The sequence below is a fragment of the Acinetobacter sp. YH12135 genome (assembly GCF_013418565.1).
GTDB lineage: Bacteria > Pseudomonadota > Gammaproteobacteria > Pseudomonadales > Moraxellaceae > Acinetobacter > Acinetobacter towneri.
Window position 1 is genome coordinate 1 of record NZ_VPBU01000019.1, and the last position, 20,426, is coordinate 20,426.

19 protein-coding genes are annotated in these 20,426 nt (G+C 42.5%); 9 read left to right on the forward strand and 10 right to left on the reverse strand.

Translation table 11 applies throughout. The features are described 5' to 3' along the window. The first annotated feature begins 364 nt into the window (after positions 1–364). The 4 genes from leuC to leuB all read left to right on the forward strand — a co-directional run bounded on the left by leuC (position 365) and on the right by leuB (position 4,346). Positions 365–1,813 carry a 3-isopropylmalate dehydratase large subunit gene (gene leuC, locus FTU70_RS10835; RefSeq protein WP_004976092.1) on the forward strand — a complete coding sequence of 483 codons (1,449 nt, stop codon included), beginning with the start codon at positions 365–367 and terminating at the stop codon, positions 1,811–1,813. A 97-nt stretch (positions 1,814–1,910) separates the two neighbouring features. Beyond that, entirely contained in the window at positions 1,911–2,561 is a 651-nt protein-coding gene (gene leuD, locus FTU70_RS10840; RefSeq protein ID WP_004976094.1) for a 3-isopropylmalate dehydratase small subunit, read from the forward strand. Positions 2,562–2,663: 102 nt separating this feature from the next. Continuing rightward, the gene (locus FTU70_RS10845) at positions 2,664–3,227 is read left to right on the forward strand and encodes a hypothetical protein (protein WP_180060579.1); all 564 of its coding nucleotides are present in this window, start codon (positions 2,664–2,666) and stop codon (positions 3,225–3,227) included. A gap of 39 nt (positions 3,228–3,266) precedes the next feature. Further along, positions 3,267–4,346, forward strand: a complete 1,080-nt coding sequence (leuB, locus tag FTU70_RS10850) for a 3-isopropylmalate dehydrogenase (RefSeq protein WP_004976098.1) — start codon at positions 3,267–3,269, stop codon at positions 4,344–4,346. A 114-nt stretch (positions 4,347–4,460) separates the two neighbouring features. Here the strand turns inward: leuB and FTU70_RS10855 are convergent, their stop codons facing one another. After that, a complete protein-coding gene (locus FTU70_RS10855; protein ID WP_004976100.1) occupies positions 4,461–4,868 on the reverse strand; it encodes a hypothetical protein in 408 nt (135 codons plus the stop codon). Positions 4,869–5,026: 158 nt separating this feature from the next. Continuing rightward, on the reverse strand, positions 5,027–5,248 hold the full coding sequence (gene infA / locus FTU70_RS10860; RefSeq protein ID WP_001284370.1) for a translation initiation factor IF-1: 222 nt from the start codon (positions 5,246–5,248) through the stop codon (positions 5,027–5,029). A gap of 230 nt (positions 5,249–5,478) precedes the next feature. Between infA and FTU70_RS10865 the strand changes: the two genes are divergently transcribed. Then, complete coding sequence (locus FTU70_RS10865) at positions 5,479–6,486, forward strand: AraC family transcriptional regulator (RefSeq protein ID WP_004976104.1); 1,008 nt, start codon at positions 5,479–5,481, stop codon at positions 6,484–6,486. Between the two features lie 131 nt (positions 6,487–6,617). On the opposite strand, the gene truA is transcribed toward FTU70_RS10865, so the two are convergent. The 5 genes from truA to asd all read right to left on the reverse strand — a co-directional run bounded on the left by truA (position 6,618) and on the right by asd (position 12,529). Continuing rightward, a complete protein-coding gene (truA, locus tag FTU70_RS10870; protein ID WP_154321070.1) occupies positions 6,618–7,415 on the reverse strand; it encodes a tRNA pseudouridine(38-40) synthase TruA in 798 nt (265 codons plus the stop codon). Between the two features lie 12 nt (positions 7,416–7,427). Then, positions 7,428–8,408 (reverse strand): asparaginase, encoded by a 981-nt coding sequence (locus FTU70_RS10875; protein ID WP_180060580.1) that lies wholly within the window; start codon positions 8,406–8,408, stop codon positions 7,428–7,430. Between the two features lie 46 nt (positions 8,409–8,454). Then, positions 8,455–9,756 carry a fimbrial protein FimV gene (locus tag FTU70_RS10880; protein WP_180060581.1) on the reverse strand — a complete coding sequence of 434 codons (1,302 nt, stop codon included), beginning with the start codon at positions 9,754–9,756 and terminating at the stop codon, positions 8,455–8,457. A 66-nt stretch (positions 9,757–9,822) separates the two neighbouring features. Then, positions 9,823–11,241: a FimV family protein gene (locus FTU70_RS10885; RefSeq protein WP_228153767.1), complete on the reverse strand. Its 1,419-nt coding sequence runs from the start codon at positions 11,239–11,241 to the stop codon at positions 9,823–9,825. 169 nt (positions 11,242–11,410) lie between these two features. Further along, positions 11,411–12,529, reverse strand: coding sequence for an aspartate-semialdehyde dehydrogenase (gene asd / locus FTU70_RS10890; RefSeq protein ID WP_004976115.1), 1,119 nt, complete (start codon positions 12,527–12,529; stop codon positions 11,411–11,413). A gap of 189 nt (positions 12,530–12,718) precedes the next feature. Here asd and FTU70_RS10895 point away from each other — a divergent pair, with 189 nt between their 5' ends. Then, a complete protein-coding gene (locus FTU70_RS10895) occupies positions 12,719–13,846 on the forward strand; it encodes an endonuclease/exonuclease/phosphatase family protein (RefSeq protein WP_096901696.1) in 1,128 nt (375 codons plus the stop codon). Positions 13,847–14,191: 345 nt separating this feature from the next. Here the strand turns inward: FTU70_RS10895 and FTU70_RS10900 are convergent, their stop codons facing one another. The 3 genes from FTU70_RS10900 to FTU70_RS10910 form a co-directional block, all read right to left on the reverse strand. Next, positions 14,192–15,304, reverse strand: coding sequence for a glycosyltransferase family 4 protein (locus FTU70_RS10900; protein WP_131261050.1), 1,113 nt, complete (start codon positions 15,302–15,304; stop codon positions 14,192–14,194). A 24-nt stretch (positions 15,305–15,328) separates the two neighbouring features. Beyond that, complete coding sequence (locus FTU70_RS10905; protein WP_180060582.1) at positions 15,329–16,264, reverse strand: lauroyl acyltransferase; 936 nt, start codon at positions 16,262–16,264, stop codon at positions 15,329–15,331. Between the two features lie 167 nt (positions 16,265–16,431). Beyond that, the gene (locus tag FTU70_RS10910) at positions 16,432–18,339 is read right to left on the reverse strand and encodes an ATP-binding cassette domain-containing protein (RefSeq protein WP_179990480.1); all 1,908 of its coding nucleotides are present in this window, start codon (positions 18,337–18,339) and stop codon (positions 16,432–16,434) included. Between the two features lie 35 nt (positions 18,340–18,374). Here FTU70_RS10910 and FTU70_RS10915 point away from each other — a divergent pair, with 35 nt between their 5' ends. From FTU70_RS10915 to FTU70_RS10925, 3 genes are all read left to right on the forward strand, one after another. Beyond that, on the forward strand, positions 18,375–18,617 hold the full coding sequence (locus tag FTU70_RS10915; protein ID WP_004976120.1) for a SlyX family protein: 243 nt from the start codon (positions 18,375–18,377) through the stop codon (positions 18,615–18,617). Between the two features lie 127 nt (positions 18,618–18,744). Next, on the forward strand, positions 18,745–19,710 hold the full coding sequence (locus tag FTU70_RS10920) for a hypothetical protein (protein ID WP_179989444.1): 966 nt from the start codon (positions 18,745–18,747) through the stop codon (positions 19,708–19,710). Positions 19,711–19,972: 262 nt separating this feature from the next. Then, complete coding sequence (locus tag FTU70_RS10925; protein WP_004976129.1) at positions 19,973–20,422, forward strand: ammonium transporter; 450 nt, start codon at positions 19,973–19,975, stop codon at positions 20,420–20,422. The last annotated feature ends 4 nt before the right edge of the window (positions 20,423–20,426 follow it).

Sequence of the window (20,426 nt, forward strand, 5' to 3'; positions counted from 1 at the left end):
CATAATTCCAGACAAAATTTACTTCGGATGCTAACTGATTTAGCACCTTGCAATGTTTGTCTTTTATGCGTAATTTGAGTGTCTTCATCCAATTATTTTAACAGTATTTTTCTTAATAGTGACTATATTACAAAAATTTAAAACGACATTTCGTGTCGTTCATATGGTTTACTCCAGTCGCTTATATCCTCGTGCTGAACCACGAGGTTTTACGCTCCAGTGGATAAAAATTATTTTGCTAGAAACAACTAAATAATTCCTAAAAGTTTTTAAATTAATAAAAATGATAAATTAGATTTATACAAATTCGCGGTTATAATCAAATTAATGAAAAAATTACCCAGTCCAGTGGAGTAGATCTGACATGGCAGGCGAAAACCAACAAGCACAAAATCCAGCTGCAAAAACTTTGTACGACAAATTGTGGGATGATCACTTGGTCACTCAACGTGATGATGGCTCGGCTTTATTGTATATCGACCGTCATTTATTGCATGAAGTGACTTCTCCACAAGCCTTTGAAGGTTTGCAACTTGCAGGACGTAAGCCGTGGCGTTTAAGTGCCAACGTGGCAACGCCTGACCATAACGTACCAACGTCTAAAAAAGAACGTGCGGACGGTATTGCAGGTATTGAAGATGATACTTCACGTATTCAGGTACAAACTTTAGATGACAACTGTAAAACCTTTAACGTGGTGCAGTTTGACATCAACGACATCCGTCAGGGGATTGCGCACGTGGTTGGGCCTGAGCAGGGCTTAACTTTGCCAGGTATGACCGTAGTTTGTGGTGACTCACATACAGCGACTCACGGTGCATTTGGGTGTTTAGCGCATGGTATTGGGACGTCTGAAGTTGAACACGTATTAGCAACCCAATGCTTAGTTCAAAAGAAAATGAAAAACATGCTAGTGCGTGTAGATGGCAAATTAGGTCAAGGTGTTACACCGAAAGATGTCGTTTTAGCGATCATTGGTAAAATTGGTACTGCAGGCGGTACAGGTCACGCGATTGAGTTTGGTGGTCAAGTATTCCGTGATATGTCGATTGAAGGACGTATGACAGTATGTAATATGGCGATTGAAGCAGGCGCGCGCGTAGGTATGGTCGCTGTGGATGACAAAACCATTGAATACGTGAAAGGTCGTAACTATGCACCAAAAGGCGAGCAATGGGATGCAGCAGTTGCTTACTGGAATACTTTACACTCAGATGAAGGCGCGCACTTTGACACCGTAGTGGTATTACAAGGCGAAGAAATTGAGCCGCAAGTGTCTTGGGGAACTTCACCTGAAATGGTCATTCCAGTATCACAAGCCGTACCAACTTTAGAGCAGGCGAAAGATGATGTACAGCGCAATGACTGGACGCGTGCTTATCAATATATGGGCTTAACTGCAGGTCAGTCTTTGGCAGATATTCAATTAGACCGCGTATTTATTGGCTCATGCACCAACTCGCGTATTGAAGATATTCGTGCAGCCGCTGAAGTGATTAAAGGTCGTAAAGTTGCAGCAAGTATTAAACAGGCGATGGTGGTTCCAGGTTCTGGTTTAGTTAAGCAACAAGCGGAACAAGAAGGCTTAGACAAAGTGTTTGTAGAAGCAGGCTTTGAATGGCGTGAACCAGGTTGTTCAATGTGCTTGGCAATGAACGCAGACAAATTGCAACCGGGTGAACACTGTGCATCGACTTCAAACCGTAACTTTGAAGGTCGTCAAGGTAACGGTGGTCGTACCCATTTGGTGAGTCCAGCAATGGCAGCTGCGGCAGCAATCGCAGGTCATTTTGTAGACGTACGTTCATTCTAAGTTATGCCTTCATCCCAGCCTTCTCTCAGAGAGATGGCGTTCCCTCTCGCTATAGCAGAGGGCAAGGGAGAGGTTACGGATTCAGTGAGAATTAAACATGAAAAAATATACCGTTGAACAAGGTATCGTTGCACCATTAGACCGTGCCAATGTCGATACAGACTTAATCATTCCAAAACAGTTTTTGAAATCTATCAAACGTACAGGTTTTGGCGATAACTTATTTGATGAATTGCGTTATTTAGATGAAGGTTATCCGGGTCAGGACAACTCAAAACGTCCGATTAATACTGAGTTTGTATTGAATCAGCCGCGTTATCAGGGTGCTTCAATCTTAATTTCACGTGCCAACTTTGGTTGTGGTTCAAGCCGTGAGCACGCACCTTGGGCATTGAATGAATATGGTTTCCGTACCGTTATTGCACCAAGCTTTGCCGATATTTTCTTCAATAACTGCTTTAAAAACGGCATGTTGCCTGTGATCTTGTCTGAAGAGCAGGTCGAGCAATTATTTAAAGAGTGTGCGGCGACTGAAGGCTATCAATTAACCATCGACTTAGACGCGCAAGAAGTACGCACACCAAGCGGTACGGCATTTAAATTTGAAGTAGATCCATTCCGTAAACACTGTTTATTGAATGGTTTGGATGATATTGGCTTAACATTACAAGCAGCTGATGACATTCGTGCTTATGAAGAGAAAACTAAGCAGTCGCGTCCATGGGTTTTTGCCGAAATTCAGGCATAAATTCGCTGAAATTTGTCATAGCATCGCTGCCTAACTCTTGCTAACATCGGCACATAATAATTTTTATATTTTGTATCTAACAGGTGAGGTTGGGCGCGAACAATGACTAAAATTTTCGGTCGGCTTGCTGTCATTGGATTATGTATCACCACGCTAAGCGCATGCCAAACGTGGAATACAGCACGCATTAAACAGGTGAAAGAAACTGAACAAAGCAAATCCAATGCACTGATTTACTGTGCGGGTACAGATGATTGTGAGTTTGAGCGTTTAAATACGGTCACAATTGTCGATGCAGAAAAACATCGTGTTACACGTGCTGCCATTCAGGAGGGTTTGGTACGTTTACAGGAATCATCCTTAAATAAATCCAATGCCTTGTATTTATCTGTACCGCCTAAACAACATGAATTGGTGATTCGCTTTTATCCCATTTCTAAAGATCGTGCAGAAAAACTGCATGTAATTCATAAGTTTAATGCCAAGCAAAAATATACCTTTAGAATGTATCGTGATCGAAGTCGTACTAAAGGCAGCTTATTAAATGTGTCTGCGCCAGATCCTTTATGTGTAGATTTGGTGCAAAACAGCAAAACCATTCGACGTTTTTGCAAACCCTACAATGTCTTAAATGGCTTGGGTGAGTTTGTAGAACAAAAAATTTAATCCCACAGTCTTTGACTGTCATGAACAATGGAAACTCTCATGTCAAAACATATTTTGATTTTAGCTGGTGACGGCATTGGTCCAGAAATTGTGAAAGCTGCTGAACAAGTGCTGACACGTGTCAATGAAAAATTCAATTTGGGTTTGACTTGGGAACAAGGTTTATTGGGTGGTTCTGCAATTGATGCACATGGCGAACCGTACCCAGCAGTGACATCTGAGCAAGCGAAAAAAGCCGATGCAATTTTATTGGGTGCAGTTGGTGGTCCAAAATGGGACAACATTGAGCGTTCAATCCGTCCAGAGCGTGGCTTATTAAAATTGCGTTCAGAACTCAATTTATTTGCGAACTTACGTCCTGCAATTTTGTATCCACAATTGGCAGATGCTTCAAGCTTAAAACCTGAAATCGTATCAGGCTTAGATATCTTAATCGTGCGTGAATTGACAGGTGGTATCTATTTCGGTCAGCCACGTGGTATCCGTGAATTAGAAAATGGTGAAAAACAAGGTTTTAATACCGACGTATATGCTGAGTCAGAAATCAAACGCATTGCAAAAGTAGCGTTTGAAATGGCGAAATTGCGTGGCGGTAAAGTATGTTCGGTGGATAAAGCCAACGTACTGGAAGTGACTGAATTGTGGAAGCAAACCGTGACTCAGTTACATGCAGAACAGTACCCAGAAATCAACTTGTCGCACATGTATGTCGATAACGCAGCGATGCAATTGGTACGCGCGCCAAAACAATTTGACGTATTGGTGACAGGTAACTTGTTTGGTGACATCTTGTCTGATGAAGCGGCGATGTTGACAGGTTCTATTGGTATGTTGCCATCTGCATCTTTAGACGAAAATGGCAAAGGTATGTATGAGCCTTGCCATGGTTCAGCGCCAGATATCGCAGGTCAAAACTTGGCAAACCCATTGGCAACCATTCTTTCTGTGGCAATGATGTTACGTTACACCTTCCGCGAAGAAGCGGCAGCAAAAGCCATTGAAGATGCAGTAGGCAATGTATTAGATCAAGGTTTACGTACTGCCGATATTATGTCTGAAGGCATGAATAAAGTTGGTACTGTTGAAATGGGTCAAGCAGTCGTTACGGCACTCAACTAAAAATTTAAGCGATTTAACCTATCGCTTACAGCTCAAAATCAAATCATTAAACGCAGTCTTCGGGCTGCGTTTTTTTATTGGTTTTGTACTTTCAGAGTGTTTTAGCTAGGAGACTTAACAGCGTTGTCCCGAAACATACACTGCGGTAGCAATACCCTGCTGTAGGCGAAAATACAAATCACAAGTCAGTGCAACATCGTAACTTTCATGACTCGGGATACCGATATTTAACGGAACAGCACCAATACCTGTAGTGGGATGCTGCGCCATAGGGATCGGAACACGTACAGGACGAATGATACGGTAATGTAGCAATTGAGGGGTAGCTTGAGCTGTACCAAGCTGTTGATAGCCAATTTGGCTTAATTGCAAATGGGTCAGGATATATTGGCTAGATTGACCAATAAATTGCTGTAAATACGCATCGCGGTTTAAAGTGGAATGCGGTGGATTACTACTACACGCCACTAAACTGAGCGCAAAAAGACCTGTTATACAAGCAACGCAGGATCGAAATAACATGCTTTTTCTCCCTTGCTCAAAACTTTATTGTAGAAGGCAATGCAAGAAAAGAATGTGGTGATTCGATAAGCGGCGGGGACGAATTAAAGGCTAAACAGAATTTTTTTAAGTGAACGTAAAAAAGCCACTCCGAAAGTGGCTTTAGCTTACTCTAAAACTTAGCGTGCGCGATAAGTGATGCGACCCTTGGTTAAGTCGTAAGGTGTCATTTCAACTTTCACACTGTCGCCTGTTAAAATACGAATATAGTGTTTACGCATTTTACCAGAAATGTGAGCAATCACTTCATGACCGTTTTCTAAACGTACACGAAACATAGTATTAGGAAGCGTTTCGGTGACAACGCCTTCGAACTCGATGAGTTCCTCTTTATTGGCCATAGCCTACCTGAGTATCAAATTGGAAAGGCGCAAATTATAGGCAATTTTTCTGAAAAAAACAAGATGCTTTACCCTATACACAGCGCATCTGTTAGTAAAATAAGCGAATCATCGGTTTATACTTTTTCTGTAAAAATGGGCTTGGGTAGGTTGTCAGTTCGGTCAATCGCAGTTAATCTAATTTCAATCTTTTTAAGTATAAATGAAGTACATACAAGGAAGGTTTTTGCGTGGGTCAGCTAACTGATGCATCGGTTGTATTGCGTTTAGGCTACCAAGCGATTCGTCGTGCGGGGTTGCCAACCGAAGATATTTTAACAAAAGCAGGTGTGGCCTTAAATCAGGTCGAAGCCAATGAGCGTACGCCTTTAAATGCACAATATGCGTTTTGGGTTGCGGCTGAGGAAGTCAGTAAAGACCCTGATATTGGTTTACATCTGGGGGAACATTTGCCACTTTATCGCGGGCAGGTGATTGAACATTTGTTTATTTCTTCAGAAAACTTTGGTGAAGGCCTAAAACGCGCTTTGGCTTATCAACGCCTGATTAGTGATGCTTTTGATGCCAAATTGGTGGTGGAAGATGGACGCTGCTATTTAACCAATGGCGTGCAGCCGTGGTCGGAAAATATCGTCAATCGTCATTTTTCTGAATGTGCCATGTCGGGTGTTTTACGCTTCTTTAAATTTATTACTGAAGGTCGTTTTCAGCCTATTTATATCGACTTTAACTTCAGTGATGGCGCTGCAGATGATGAATATTTTCGGGTCTTTGAATGTCCTGTGAGTTTGGGGCAGAAAGAAACGCGTTTGTATTTTGATCCGAGTATTTTGGATTATCCACTATGGCAGGCAGAACCTGAGTTATTGCAATTACACGAACAGTTGGCATTGGAAAAGCTGCAGGAGCTGGCGCGTTATGACTTGGTTGGTGAAGTACGCCGTGCCATTGGTTCAACTTTAGAAAGCGGTGAAACGACATTGGAAACAGTAGCGGCGCAATTGAATATCACGCCACGCCGTTTGCGTACCCAATTGAGCGAAGCCAATACCAGTTTTCAGCAAATTCTGTCCGATTATCGATGTCGTTTGGCTAAACGATTATTATCGAATACCAATGAAAGCGTGGAGCGGATTGTGTACTTAACGGGTTTTTCAGAGCCAAGTACTTTTTATCGTGCTTTTAAACGCTGGACCAATGAAACTCCAGTGGAATATAGAAAACGTAAACAGCGTTAAGTTTGAAAACTTAAAACCTTTCCTAAACAGAATCCTCCCTAAATCCCCCTTTTTCAAAGGGGGGACTTTCGTTTTTAACGCCTCGAAATGGAGCTCCTCTCTTTGGAAAAGGGAGGTAGGGAGGGATTAAATTATTCCGGCATGTTTAACCAATGTGGCCCTAAAGGAACTTTCGGTAAATCATACTGTTCAGGATAATGTGCCTGAATAAAATACAAGCCATCTGGCGGGGCAGTAATCCCTGCAGCTTTACGGTCTTGAGCTGCAAAAATTTGGTCAATATGTGCAATGTCATACAAACCTTGCCCGATCTCCAATAGACAACCCATGATATTGCGAACCATGTGATGCAAAAAACCATCGGCTTGAATATCTAACACTAAATAATTGCCGTGACGAATTAAGCGGCAATGGCTGACATGACGGACAGGCTGATTGGACTGACACGCTGCGGCACGAAAGCTTTCAAAATTATGTGTCCCTTCAAATTTCTGCGCAGCCGCAATCATTTTATCGACATCTAAGGGATAATAAGCGTGAGTGACTTGTTTGTGCAGCAAGGCAGGGCGTTGTGGATTGTTATACACGACATAGCGATAACGCCGTGCCTGAGCCTTAAAACGAGCATGGAAGTCCATATCCATCGTTTTAATCCATTGAATTGCAATGTCTTTGGGTAGTTGGCTGTTGGCACCCATCAACCAACCGCGTTCAGGGCGAATGGCATGCGTATCAAAATGTGCCACCATATTGGTTGCATGCACGCCTGCATCGGTACGTCCTGCACCATGTAAAATAATGGGTTCATCGGCAATTTTGCTCAGAACTTTTTCAATGGTTTCCTGCACACTAGGTACGCCTGCTTGCTGGGTTTGCCAACCCCGATACCGAATGCCACAAAACTCAATTCCGATTGCAAAACGCTGCATAATCACCTCAAATCACACTGAAGACTGCCAATGCGCATACCACTGTGCAAGGCTGTCGTATTGTAAATACATTTTTAAGGCTTTGGCATAAAGATCTGCGTGACTTTGGCAATCACTGATTAAAATTTTACTGTCCTGTAACCACTGGCTGATCGCATAGCGTTGTTGCATGCCACCAAAAGTGACTTGTGTGGTGAGAATGACGGCACATTGTTGAGCTTGCAAGGCCTGAATTAACTCAATCACTTCGGCATTGATTGCCATATTGCCTGTGCCATAACTCTGTAAAATCAGGCAGTGTGGGGGCTGTTGCTGTAAGGCTTTTAAATTATCGACCAAAGCGGAAATGGCAATTGGCTGTAACATCCAGTTCAGGCAGTTAAAGTGCTGGGCTTTTTCAATATGTTGAGAGCTAATGTTGAATGCTGGCTCATTCTGCGATTTGCTCTCCGTGCAAACCAAAGCGGACTGACCTGTAAATGCATTTAACTCGGTGGTGTGTTGTTTCAGTGCCGTTGCGGCATGAATCAGTTGCTGATGGAAGGCCAGATATACTCCCTGAGTCACTTGATGAATCTGTTGTAAAGCAAAATTTAGGTTGTCCAAGGCATCACTAAATTCACGGGTATCTGTGCCTTGGGCATTGAGTAAGGGATATTGGCTACCCGTGAGAATGACATGGGTACTTTGCGCTAAAAAACGTGCCAAGACTGCGCTGGCATAGCTGAGGGTGTCGGTGCCATGTAAAATAACGAAATGTTGAAAATCATCGTGTTGTAATTTTTGAATATATTGAATGAGCTGTAACCAGTCTGCGGCTGTGCAGGCACTACTGTCTTTAATGACAGGGGCAACAAAGCATTCAATCTCTAAATTTAGGGGTAAGACCTGTGCCAAGCGTGGCAGAAATTGCTCCGCAGGCATTGGGCTTAGTGGTTCACCGACACAGCCAAAAGTGCCGCCCATATAGATTAACGCAATTTTTTTCATCATAAAAAAAGCAGCCAAGAATGACTGCTTTATCTTAATCTGATTTGAATTAAGAAGCGATTTGATTCAGTAACTGATCGGCACGTTGGCGTTGTTCAGCAGAATAATTTGCGCCTTGTTCGCTAAGTAAAGCTTTCGCAGCATCATAAGCGCCCAATTCCACATATTGGTTCGCCAAGTCTAAATTCAACTGAATTTCATCTACTTGAGATAAGTCTGGGAATGATTTCACCAATGGATCATTTAGATCAACATCTGTACTGACAACGGTTGCAGCAGGTTCATGTGCAATACTTGGTGCAGCAATGATTTCTGGTTCAGTTGTAGGTTGAAGATTGGTTTCCGCAGCAGGCGTACTGTCAAATGTGAAATTAAAATCAGGCGTTGCAGGTTCAGCTTTTGCTTCAACTGCAGGTGCACTTTCTGGTGTAGAAAAATTGAAGTCTAGACTTGGGGCTTCGACTGCAGCAGCTTCACTTATTGTTGATTCTGGGGCTGCTGTTTCTGGTGCTACTGTGGTTTCAGCTGGGCTTGGTGTTAAATCAAACGTGAAGTCGAGCGGTTTAACTTTCTCTGCAGGGCTTGCACTTGGTTCAGCTGTAATCGCAGGCGCTTCAGTTTTTACTTCTGTTGGTGCAGAATCGAGTGAGAAATTAAAATCCAGTGCCGCAGGTTCTGCTTTGACTTCAGGTTCGGCAGCAGGGCTGAAATTTAAGGATGAGGTGTCAAATTTCAAAGCTGCTTCAGGTTCTGCAGTTTTATTTGAAGTCAGTTCGTGCTGTAACTGGTCAAAAGAAGCCGTTTGATTTGGCGTACTCACAGGTGCAGTAAAATCTAAGCTGCTTGGAGCTGCAGTCGGCGCTTCATTTGCTGATTTTTCAGCAATATCTTCATGTGCATGACTGGCTTTTTTTGCTTCAGCTTGTGACAGAATATCGTCAAGCTCTAAAGAGCGTAAATGATTCAGCAATTGATCAATTGCAAATTCATCTTTTTGTTGTAAATGAATATCAAGCAATAACAAATACAAACCATGCAATGAGTTATCACGTTTTAATGCTTGGTTAATTTGCGCTTCTGCAGCAAAGAAATTACGCTCTTTGATCAGGTTTTCAATGTTAGTTTGGATTTTTACAGGGACAGGGGTAGAGTGTTGTGGAGTTGGAACAACCTCTTCAACCACCACCGATTTCTGGGCAACTTTTTTGGTAGTTGTGGTTTTCTTGCCACTGGTTTTGGCTGGCGCTGCTGTTTTCTTGTTGCTTGGTTCGGCTTCTTTACTTGCTTCACGCTTTTTCAAGAAAATTGCGATCACCAGTAATAAAATAAACGGAATCACATAAATCAGCATGTTTATACCCCTTGAGGATGTGGTCCCTGTTTGACCTTATCCCAAAAAAATCATTGTGTGTAACATTTAGTGTTTTGGCTTATTTGCGGCTTGTTGTTTTTGCAATTGTTGTTGCAGTTCAGCAAGGCGCGCGTTGAGTAATTGAATTCTGTGATCCTTCTGACGTAATGCCAATTCTAATTCTGTTACGTTTCTCTGTAATTTAACGGTTTTCTCACGGGATGTCATAACTTTTAATGACAAGTCACCCGAAGTTTGTGTGGATTGTGTGTTCTTCTTGGCAGAACCGTGGGTGGAGTCCTGTTGATTCTCTGCCACGAGGCTCATTTCTGCTTGATTTAAACGATATTTGGCTTTGCCTGATTGTGGTGTACTGGCCGTTTCTGGTTTTGGAATTGCGGCTTTTTTCTCTGTTTTAGAGTTAGCTTGTGCATGTAAATTTAAGGTCGCACCACGACGCAAACGATTGGCATCGCCTTGAATAAAAGCATGCTCATTATTGGCTTTAATTTGCTGCATCACTTCAGCAACAGGGCGGTTATTTTCACCCGCAATGCGTGAGGCAATTGCCCATAATGATTCATTCGATTGCACCACGTGTTGGGTATTGACTGCAGGCATGGCTGTGGCAGGGCTTGGTTTAGCCTGTGCAGCCGCTGTTTGTGCAGGCTTTTTCACGGCAGCAGCAGGCTGAGTTTGTGCCAGTTGCTTCGTGCGTTGCTGTTCAGCAAATTTTTGTACCAATGGATCAGCCGATTGTTGTGCAGTGACTGACGTAGTCGCTGTAGATGCTGTCGGTGTTGGGTTGTTATTTGTTTTTGCTGGCGCTGCTTTTGGAGCAGCAACAGTCGTATTTTCACTCGCTGCGCTACGGCTTGGCGCAGTTTGAATCACTGTTACTGCTTGATGGTTTAACGCAGGCGGTGTATTGCGTTTAATGGTTAGCGGTGCTTCAAAAGCCTGTTGTTCAATTGCTTTGGGTGTTTCAACCTGATAGGCCGTACTTACAGGTAAATTTAAAGCAATATCTTGCTCATTGACAATCATAACAGGCATTAAAGCTTGTTCATTGCTACGTTGCATAGCGGCCAATGGCGCAGGTGCACTGCGTTTTAATGGGGTGCGAATATGTTGCAGGCGGGTTGCATTGCCTTCTTTAATTTTGACCACAATATTCAACTCAGACTCGGTTAACGGTCGAGATGAGGTAATGGTGATAACCCCTGTACCATTGCTGTTACGACGTGTAAAAAAGTTAAGATGACCAGGCGGACGGTGACTCGCACCAATCGACATCAGATCTTCTGCCGTAGCTAAACTGACATCAATCGCTTCATTCACATTCGATTGACGAAAGTTGATTTCGGCATAGAGCAATTCCCCAGTTGTTGACTGAATTTGAATCGGGTCAACATTCATTGCATACATTTGCTGTGAAGCCAAAATAGATAAAATGGCGATCTTTAATTTGTTATATACAGTCATCTTAATTGTTAGCTCGGTCATTTATCGCAAGGCGAAAAGGATAGAGTAGCGAGTTGTAGGTCGATTGTAAAATATTAACACGTTGATTACATAAAAAAGCCAGTCAAATTTGACTGGCTTGTTGAGATTGATCACAGAATCAAAAATGATTCAGTGCTCAAGACGAAGCTTAAGCATTTTTGTAATCAATTAAGATGCGTAACATACGACGTAATGGCTCTGCTGCGCCCCAAAGTAATTGGTCACCTACAGTGAATGCACCAAGGTATTCTTTACCCATGTTCATTTTGCGTAAACGACCAACAGGTACTGTTAAAGTCCCTGTAACTGCAACTGGGGTAAGATCGGTCATTGATGCTTCGCGTGTATTTGGTACCACTTTTGCCCATTGGCTTGATTGACGAATCATATCTTCAATTTCGTTCAGTGGAACGTCTTTTTTCAGCTTCAATGTGATTGCCTGAGAGTGACAACGCATTGCGCCAATACGCACACAGTGACCATCAATTGGAACGATCTGCTGATTGCCTAAAATCTTGTTGGTTTCAACCTGACCTTTCCATTCTTCTTTTGACTGACCGCTTTCAAGCTGTTTGTCGATATATGGAATGAGAGAACCCGCTAAAGGCACACCAAAGTTTGCCGATGGGAAACCTTCGCCACGTTGTAATTCGGCAATTTTAGAGTCGATGTCTAAAATTGGTGAACGTGGGTCATCCAACAAGTCTTTGGTGTTGTTATACAAGTAGCCCATGCCTGTGATCAGCTCACGCATGTTTTGCGCACCTGCACCAGAAGCTGCTTGATAGGTCATTGAAGTTGCCCATTCCACCAAATTGTTTTGGAATAATGAACCCAAGCCCATCAACATGAGTGAAACAGTACAGTTACCGCCCACAAATGTTTTGGTGCCATTCACCAAGCCATCTTTAATGACATTCATGTTGACTGGATCAAGTACGATAATCGCTTCATCATCCATACGCAGGGTAGATGCAGCATCAATCCAGTAACCATTCCAACCTTCAGCTTTAAGCTTCGGGAAAACGGCAGAAGTGTAATCACCACCTTGACAGGTAATAATGACATCCATTTGCTTCAGACTTTCAATATCTGTTGCATCCATAAGTGCTGGAGCAGTCTTACCACCAAATGCTGGTGCTTCACCACCAGCATTACTGGTAGAGAAATAGAATGGTTCAAAATGAGCAAAATCATTTTCTTCAACCATACGTTGCATAAGGACGGAACCCACCATCCCGCGCCAACCGACCAGACCTACTTTCATGCCACTTTGCCTCGGTGCGTTAAAAAACAATAAAGGAATATAAGTCTATCAAAAGGGGGCGCAACTGCAAGCATTACATGAACAAAACATGAGTATTATTGAGTGAAATCTCTTGTTTGTGTTACATACAAAATTGATAACTTTGGTTTTCATGTAAAAACGACAAAAAATACAAAAGAGTAAAGCAAGATGATTTGGGTAAAAGGGCTTGCAATATTAGTCATTTGGTTAAGTTTTTGGTCACTGATTCCACGTGATGAATGGTGGATTCGGGGCGCAGATTTTCCACGTTTACAGATCTTGGTTTTAGGCATCATTGCCTTTGTTTTGCTACTGATTTGGGAGCAGACGTGGGATGTGTCTAGCCAAGTGATTTTAATTGGACTGATTGCGGCTTTGGCTTATCAGCTCAAAATGGTCTTGCCCTACACCTTGCTGTGGAAAAAACAGGTCAAACAAGTTCGTCCAGAACAGCTAAATCCTGAAAAACAAATTTCATTAATCGTGTCCAATGTTCTGACACCAAATCAGAAATATCATCTGTTGATTGAACATATTCAAGCCTTAAAACCAGACTTGGTATTGACTTTAGAAACTGATTTGGCATGGCAACAAGCCTTGTCTGTGATTGAAGCCGACTATCCTTATCGGGTCGCTGTGCCTTTAGATAATTTATATGGCATGCATTTGTATAGCCGTTTGCCATTAAAAGACACTGAGATCAAATTTATTCTCAGCGATGAAATTCCATCCATTCATACCAGTGTGATTTTGCCTTCGGGGCAGCCTGTACAGTTGTATTGTTTGCATCCTAAACCACCAAGTCCTACCGAAGCCAAAGATTCAGTTTTAAGAGATGCCGAATTGTTGATTGTAGGCGATCAAATCAAAGATTTAGATGAAAGCTGTATCGTAATGGGTGATTTAAACGATGTGGCGTGGTCGCGGACTACGCGCTTGTTTCAAAGAATCAGTGGCTTGCTCGACCCGCGCGTAGGGCGGCACTATATCAATACCTTTCATGCCGATTATCCTTTACTGCGTTGGTCATTAGACCATGTATTTCATAGTACCGATTTTGCATTGGTGGATATGCAGCGTTTGGCGCATATCGGTTCAGACCATTTTCCTGTGTATGTGGTATTGCAAACTGGGCGGGTGTTTGATCGAATTCAGGAAGAGCTGCCCCAAACTGATGCCGATGAGCAGGAAGCACAACAGGCGATTCAGGAGGGGATTGAAAAAGCAGAGCGAGAAGAAAAACTGGTGACCGATGAAATTGCACAACCGTATAAAGCACAGGATAAATCGGTTTAGAAATTAAACGAAAAGTGTACGAAATGGCTTACACGGATTTAGGCACATGACGCATGGTTTATTCTGACTGATCTGGTTAAGATTAATTCATCAGCACAAGGACTCGGGAACGGAATATCCCATTAAGGAAGACGACGCTGACGGATAAACATCAAGGATATGATGTAGGTAAGGAACGCCATACAATAAAATAACAATAAGTTTTGAAAGCACAACCTCATGAGCCCGAGTTTTACAGGATGTAGAACTCGGGCGATGATTTTTGGGGGACTTATTTTTTTCACTCTCATAGTTTTTAAAAAAAATTAAACTTCAATCAGCTCGATTCAGTTCTATGGTTTGGTTTTAGGCGTATTTTGACTGCAAAACTTGCTGATATAAATCTAAGGTTTGATGACACATATCTGCCAAGCTGAACAATTCAACAGGGGCGACACTTTGCGGTGTTTCCAGATGCAATTGCACTGCATTGAATAAAGCGACTTGGTCATCTACCGCGATGAGTCCTTGCGGATACAGTTGTGATAGAATTTCAGCCACACCACCACGGTTCCAGCCAATCACAGGTGTTCCTAACGATAAAGCCTCGAGCGCAGTGCGTCCAAAGGTTTCTGCCTGATTGGAAAGTGAAAGTACAATATCGCTAAACGCAAGCCACTCGCGAATGTCAGAGCGGTGTCCAACAAAGGTTATCGCTTCGGTCAGATGTTTATCCCGAATATTGCGTTCCAGTTCCTGTAAATAAGCTGCTTTTTTAACATCTGCACCGCCTACAACAACAGCATGAATCTGTGGATACTGGGTTTTTAATTTCGCAATTAGATCAATCAATGTTTCATGACCTTTTAAGCGGGTGATACGTCCCGGCAAACAAATTAAAAACTTATGTTCAAGTTCTGGGAAATCTTGATAGGTTTGTTGCATCCATTGTGCCGAAGGTTGATACCCGTGCGGAAATGCAGCAGGGTCAATTCCACGATAAATACGGACAATATCTTCAGGTGGACAGTTTTGATAATGATCACGAATGTATTTGACTACACTGTCAGAAACTGCGATCACTTTTTCCGCTTGGGTCATAATTTGGCTGTAACGGTTAACTGAATAAAAACCATGTACAGTTGAAATTAAGTGTGGACGTTTTTCGGCTGGAATACCTTTTAGGGAAAAATGAGTTAGCCATGCAGGTACGCGGGAACGTACATGCACAATATCAGGTTGATGTTGCATAATCAGTTGGCGTAAAGGACGGATTTGCCACAAGCTTGATAATGATTTTTTGTGGATGGCTAACTTTAAATGAGTGGAACCTTCAGCTTCGAGTTGGTTAACCATCCGTCCGCCATTCGACACCACCAATGACGTATGTCCTTGAGCTACCAAGGCTCGGGCGATTTCGAGCGTACCGCGTTCTACACCGCCACTGTTTAATTCGGGTAATAACTGCATGACTTTCATGAATCTTTCCTTCTGCCGTACAGATTAGTAAATACTGTCATAACCTTCGGGGCGGCTCTTAAACCGACGATGAAACCACATATATTGGGTAGGAGCGATCCGTAATTGCTGCTCAATAATGAAATTGGTGCGCGTTGCATCTGCAACTTCATCTGCGCTTGGGAAATCCAGCAGTTCAGGTTCAATCAAGACTTTATATTGAGGGTTGGAAAGCTCACCTGTACGGTAAAAATATAACGGAATTGCTGCGGCTTTGGTCATTTTAAGTAAACGACGATGCGCTGTAACTGTCGCAGCAGGCACGCCAAAAAATGGCGCCATAACACCTTGTTTTAAACCAAAGTCCTGATCTGGGCTATACCAAATGGCACGACCATTTTTTAAGTGGCGGATTAAACCACGCATGTCATCGTGGTCAATTTGATGACCGTAAATGGTGGCGCGACAACGGTAAATCAGCATGTCCAGTAAGGGATTGTTTTGTGGACGATAGACCACATCGGGGGCAAAATATTGTGCACAGACATAGCCACCTGCATCTAGCAGAGTAGAATGTGTGCCTAACAATAAAACCCCGCGACCATCTGCTTGGGCTTGCTGAATATGTTCCAAACCTTCAACCTGAGTGCGTCCTTTAAACCACTGTGGACAGTACCATGCATTTAAGGTTTCAAATACGCCCAGCATTTGATCAACAAAGACTTGGCGAGCATTTTCATGTACTTCAGCCTCGCTCCATTCAGGAAAACACACTTCCAAATTGCGTAACGTAGTTACGCGACGTGACTTCATGCTGTTAAAGGCAAGATTGCCTAAAAGCTGCGCCAAACGATACTGAATCGCCCACGGCAAAATGGCTAAAATCATCAGGCAGACAATGCCAATCCAGATGCCCCAATATTTTGGCAACAGGAAAGACCATTGAAATTCGCCTGGTTGATATTCAGTGTGTTGACTCATAATGACCGTGTAAAGTGTTGTATCGTTGCAGTTTAGCACGAACCGATTTTAAAATTTAAAAGCATACGTCCAATGGGAAAGATGCTTAAAATGGTTTTGCAAAGCTTTGGTATTGGGGACAAGTCCTGTGCTTAAAAAGTTAGGAATAATCACTTAAGCCAATATGCTTAGTTACCATTCGCTAAGTTTTCCAGTTCGTCCCAACGCTCTAGTTTTTTCAGCAGTTCTTCATCAATTTCAGCCAAACGCTGTGAGGCTTTGGTGGCTGCATTGGCATCTGTTACAAACCAAGAACCATCCGCCAGTTTTTCAGCCAATTCGGTTTGTTCCTGTTCCAGTGCTTCAATTTCACCTGGCAACTGCTCTAAAGCACGTTGATCTTTATAGCTCAATTTTACTTTTTTGGCCGTTGGCGCTGCTGCAGCTGCTTCGGCTTTGGCAACGGCTTTTTTAACATCACTTTTTTGATCAACTACAGTTTGGTCTGGGCGTTGCTGCAAGTAGTCCTGATAGCCGCCAATATATTCATCAATATTGCCTTTGCCATCAAATACCCAAGTCGAGGTCACCACGTTGTCCATAAAAGCACGGTCGTGTGAAATCAGCAATAAAGTACCCTTATAGTCGCTGAGCATTTCCTCAAGCAACTCTAAAGTGACCATATCTAAGTCGTTGGTCGGCTCATCCATCACAATTAGGTTAGATGGTTTGAGTAGTAATTTTGCCAGTAAAATACGGTTGCGTTCACCGCCAGACAAAGCTTTAACCGGCGTGCGTGCACGTTCTGGTGAGAATAAAAAGTCTTGTAAATAACTATAGATATGACGACGTTGTCCGTTCACATCAACAAAGTCTGAACCTTCAGACACGTTATCTTTGACCGACTTTTCCAAATCCAAGACATTGCGTAATTGGTCGAAATAGGCAATTTCCAGTTGTGTGCCTGTTTTGACAGAGCCACCATGCTCAATTTCACCTAAAATGGCTTTAATCAGGGTGGTTTTACCGACACCGTTATCGCCAACTAAACCAATACGATCGCCACGTAATACCAGTGTTGAAAAGTCTTTGATAATCGGAGCTTGATTGCCAAAGGCCACTTGTAAATGTTCAATATCAAAGACCAGTTTGCCTGAGCGATTGGCTTCCTGCGCTGCCATATTGACTTTGCCTTGTTGGAAGCGACGTGCTTTTGATTCTTCACGTAAGGCTTTTAAGGCACGCACACGTCCTTCGTTGCGGGTACGACGTGCTTTAATGCCTTGACGAATCCATGCTTCTTCTTCGGCCAGTTTTTTATCAAACAGCGCATTTTGTTTTTCTTCGGCTTCTAGTTGCTGCGCCTTTAAATCTAAATAACGTGAATAGTTACCTTCGTAGCTGCGTAATACACCACGATCTAACTCGACAATGCGGGTGGCGATACTATCGACAAAAGCACGGTCATGCGAAATAAACAGTAGAGTTAAATTATTTTGATCGAGTAGGAATTTTTCTAGCCATTCAATACTTTCCACATCTAAGTGGTTGGTCGGTTCATCTAGCAACAACACGTCAGGTTGGGTGAGCAGGGCACGTGCTAACAATACACGACGTTTACGTCCCCCGGATAAATCGGCTAAGTCGGCATTTGGATCAAGTCCCATTTTACTTAAAATGGCATTGACCTTATTTTCTAGCGCCCAGCCATCAAGCTGATCTAGCTTGTGTTGCAAGTTCCCCATACGGTCACAGGCATCCATATCGCCCAATACACAGGCATCACTGGCTTCGTGATAGGCTTTTAATACTGCAGCAGCTTCACCTGCACCATCGGCCACAATATCGGCGACTTTGCCTGAATCCATGGGTACATCTTGCGCCAACATGGCAATGGTGATGCCATTTTGAATGGACACTTCACCTGCATCGGGCAGTAAACTTCCTTCAATCAGTTTAAGTAGAGTAGACTTACCTTCTCCATTACGGCCAATCAAACACACTCGTTCGCCACGTTCTAGGTTAAAATTCGCGCCGTCGAGCAAGGCAGGTCCACCAAATGCAAGTTGGACATCCCTTAAAGTAATATAGGCCATAGTGTTTCCTAAAAAATCTCAAATGAGGATTTGAAATGACTAAACAAAGTATAGATGATCAGGCGTCATTTTCCGCACCCATTGAAGATTTGCAAGTGCGAATTGCATTTTTGGACGATTTAGTTGAGCAATTGAATGAACAAGTGGTTCATCAAAGTCTGGAAATTGCTGATTTAAAGAAACAAATGCAGTTGTTATATCAGCGGGTAGAGTCGGCAGATTTGTCGGATGGGATTGCACCATTTGACCCGATGACCAATCGCCCACCACACTATTAATCAATCGTACTTAATCAACGGTATTGGTTTCCGTGCTGATTTTAATTTGACCTTTGCTGTACTTCCCGCTGTAATGCTCGGCTGCTGTGCCTGAATCTTTTAAACCCTATTGTGTCCGCTAAAGTTTATGTCCTCTAAAGTTGTATTACTTGACCTTGAAAACAACCTGCCTACCGCGACTTTGTTGCGAGAAATTATTGAGCATCATCCGAGTGTGTATCTGTTTAATTGTGCAGGAAAATTTGAATATAACTTGCAGGATTTAACTGAACTCGCTGGCTGGATCAGTACGGGTCAACTTATGATTTTAGACAGCCCGCGCGCAGAGTTTAAAGAGTTTGAATATGCAGTGGTAGTTGGGCAACTGATGGCACTGCTAGAGCCAGAAACACAAGTTGAAGTGATTTCTGCGGCTGACAGTATTCAGATTTTAATGGAAATGTTGCAAGCATCTGAAATTGCCTGTCACCTGATTCATATTCAGCCTGAAATGCAGTCTGGGAAAAGCAAAAATCGTTTACCAAGCCCAATGGCAATTCGCAGCAAACCTGAATTGCTGTTGGTAAAAAAGTACTGTGATGCGCTGGCAAAAATGTCAGGCAAGCCAACCAACTTAGAAGCTTTAAAACACTCAATTGCCAATATTTTGCAACTTGAGGCCGACAAAGTGCAGCATGTGGTTGGTATGTTGATGAGCCTGAAAATTGTAAAGCGGGTGGATGAACAAATTAGCTTTCGTAAAAAAGTTCTGAAACAATGGGCTCAACTTGACCTAGATGTCGTGGAAGAATCTACGCAAGAGGCGACAGTCACTTCTACAATCGTGGCGCAAACTGAAGCCGTAGAGCCACATCCTCAGCACAGTTTATTTAAAAACTTTAGCCAAATTGACCCTGTGCAATGGGAAGTTGCCAAAAAGTTACGTGAGCTAAAAGGTGAAAAACCAAAAGATATTTATGAATTGCGTGATTTGCTGGAACGGTTATTTCCAAAATCTGATATTCGTTTATTGCTCAAAGAACTGATTGAAAAAGGCTATATTTATTGGAATGGACATGAAGTGCTATATAGTCATGAGATGTTTTTAAGCTAAGTTTTAGAATTTTTCGATTAATGGTATGTGTCGATTTAAAACCCATCTGCAAGATTATTTTTTTATCGATAAGACTGATTTAAGTCATCATTTATCAACCATTTAAAGTTTTGAAAATGATGCCTTTTCACGTAAGACGATTTTAAGCTGTTTGTAAGCAGATAGACTAAAACACTTGAAATAAATAAATCACAGCTTATTTTAATCTTGCGTTTTATATTGTGCTTATGCAACTCTAATATAAGAATAGAAAGGTTGTACTATGGAAAATACTGGAATTTGGGTTGCCGTTGCCATCATTATATTTGTGATGGGCTCTATTTTTGGTCTGCGTGTCAGCCCAAGAGAAAAAGCTTTAGGATTGATGCGTGAAAAAGCCCGAAAAATGGGACTACACCCTCGTTTGGTGGTTGCACCTGATTGGACAAAAATCCCCAAAGCTACGGAATCACGTGCCAGTATGGTGGCGTATTACAGCGTACTCATTGCCGATGCACGTTTACCGTTAATGCGTGCTTTAGTGACAGATCAAAAGCTAGAGCTGTTGCATGGCGATGAGAAATTCCAAGGCTTACCCATTGCATTAAAGGGCATTTATGCTATTGATATGCAGGCAAACTGTGTAGGAATCTATTGGGATGAAGAAGCCGATCTTCGCGCAACTCAATTAGATGAGATGAAAGCCTTTTTACATAGCTTGGCTGAACGTTAATTTT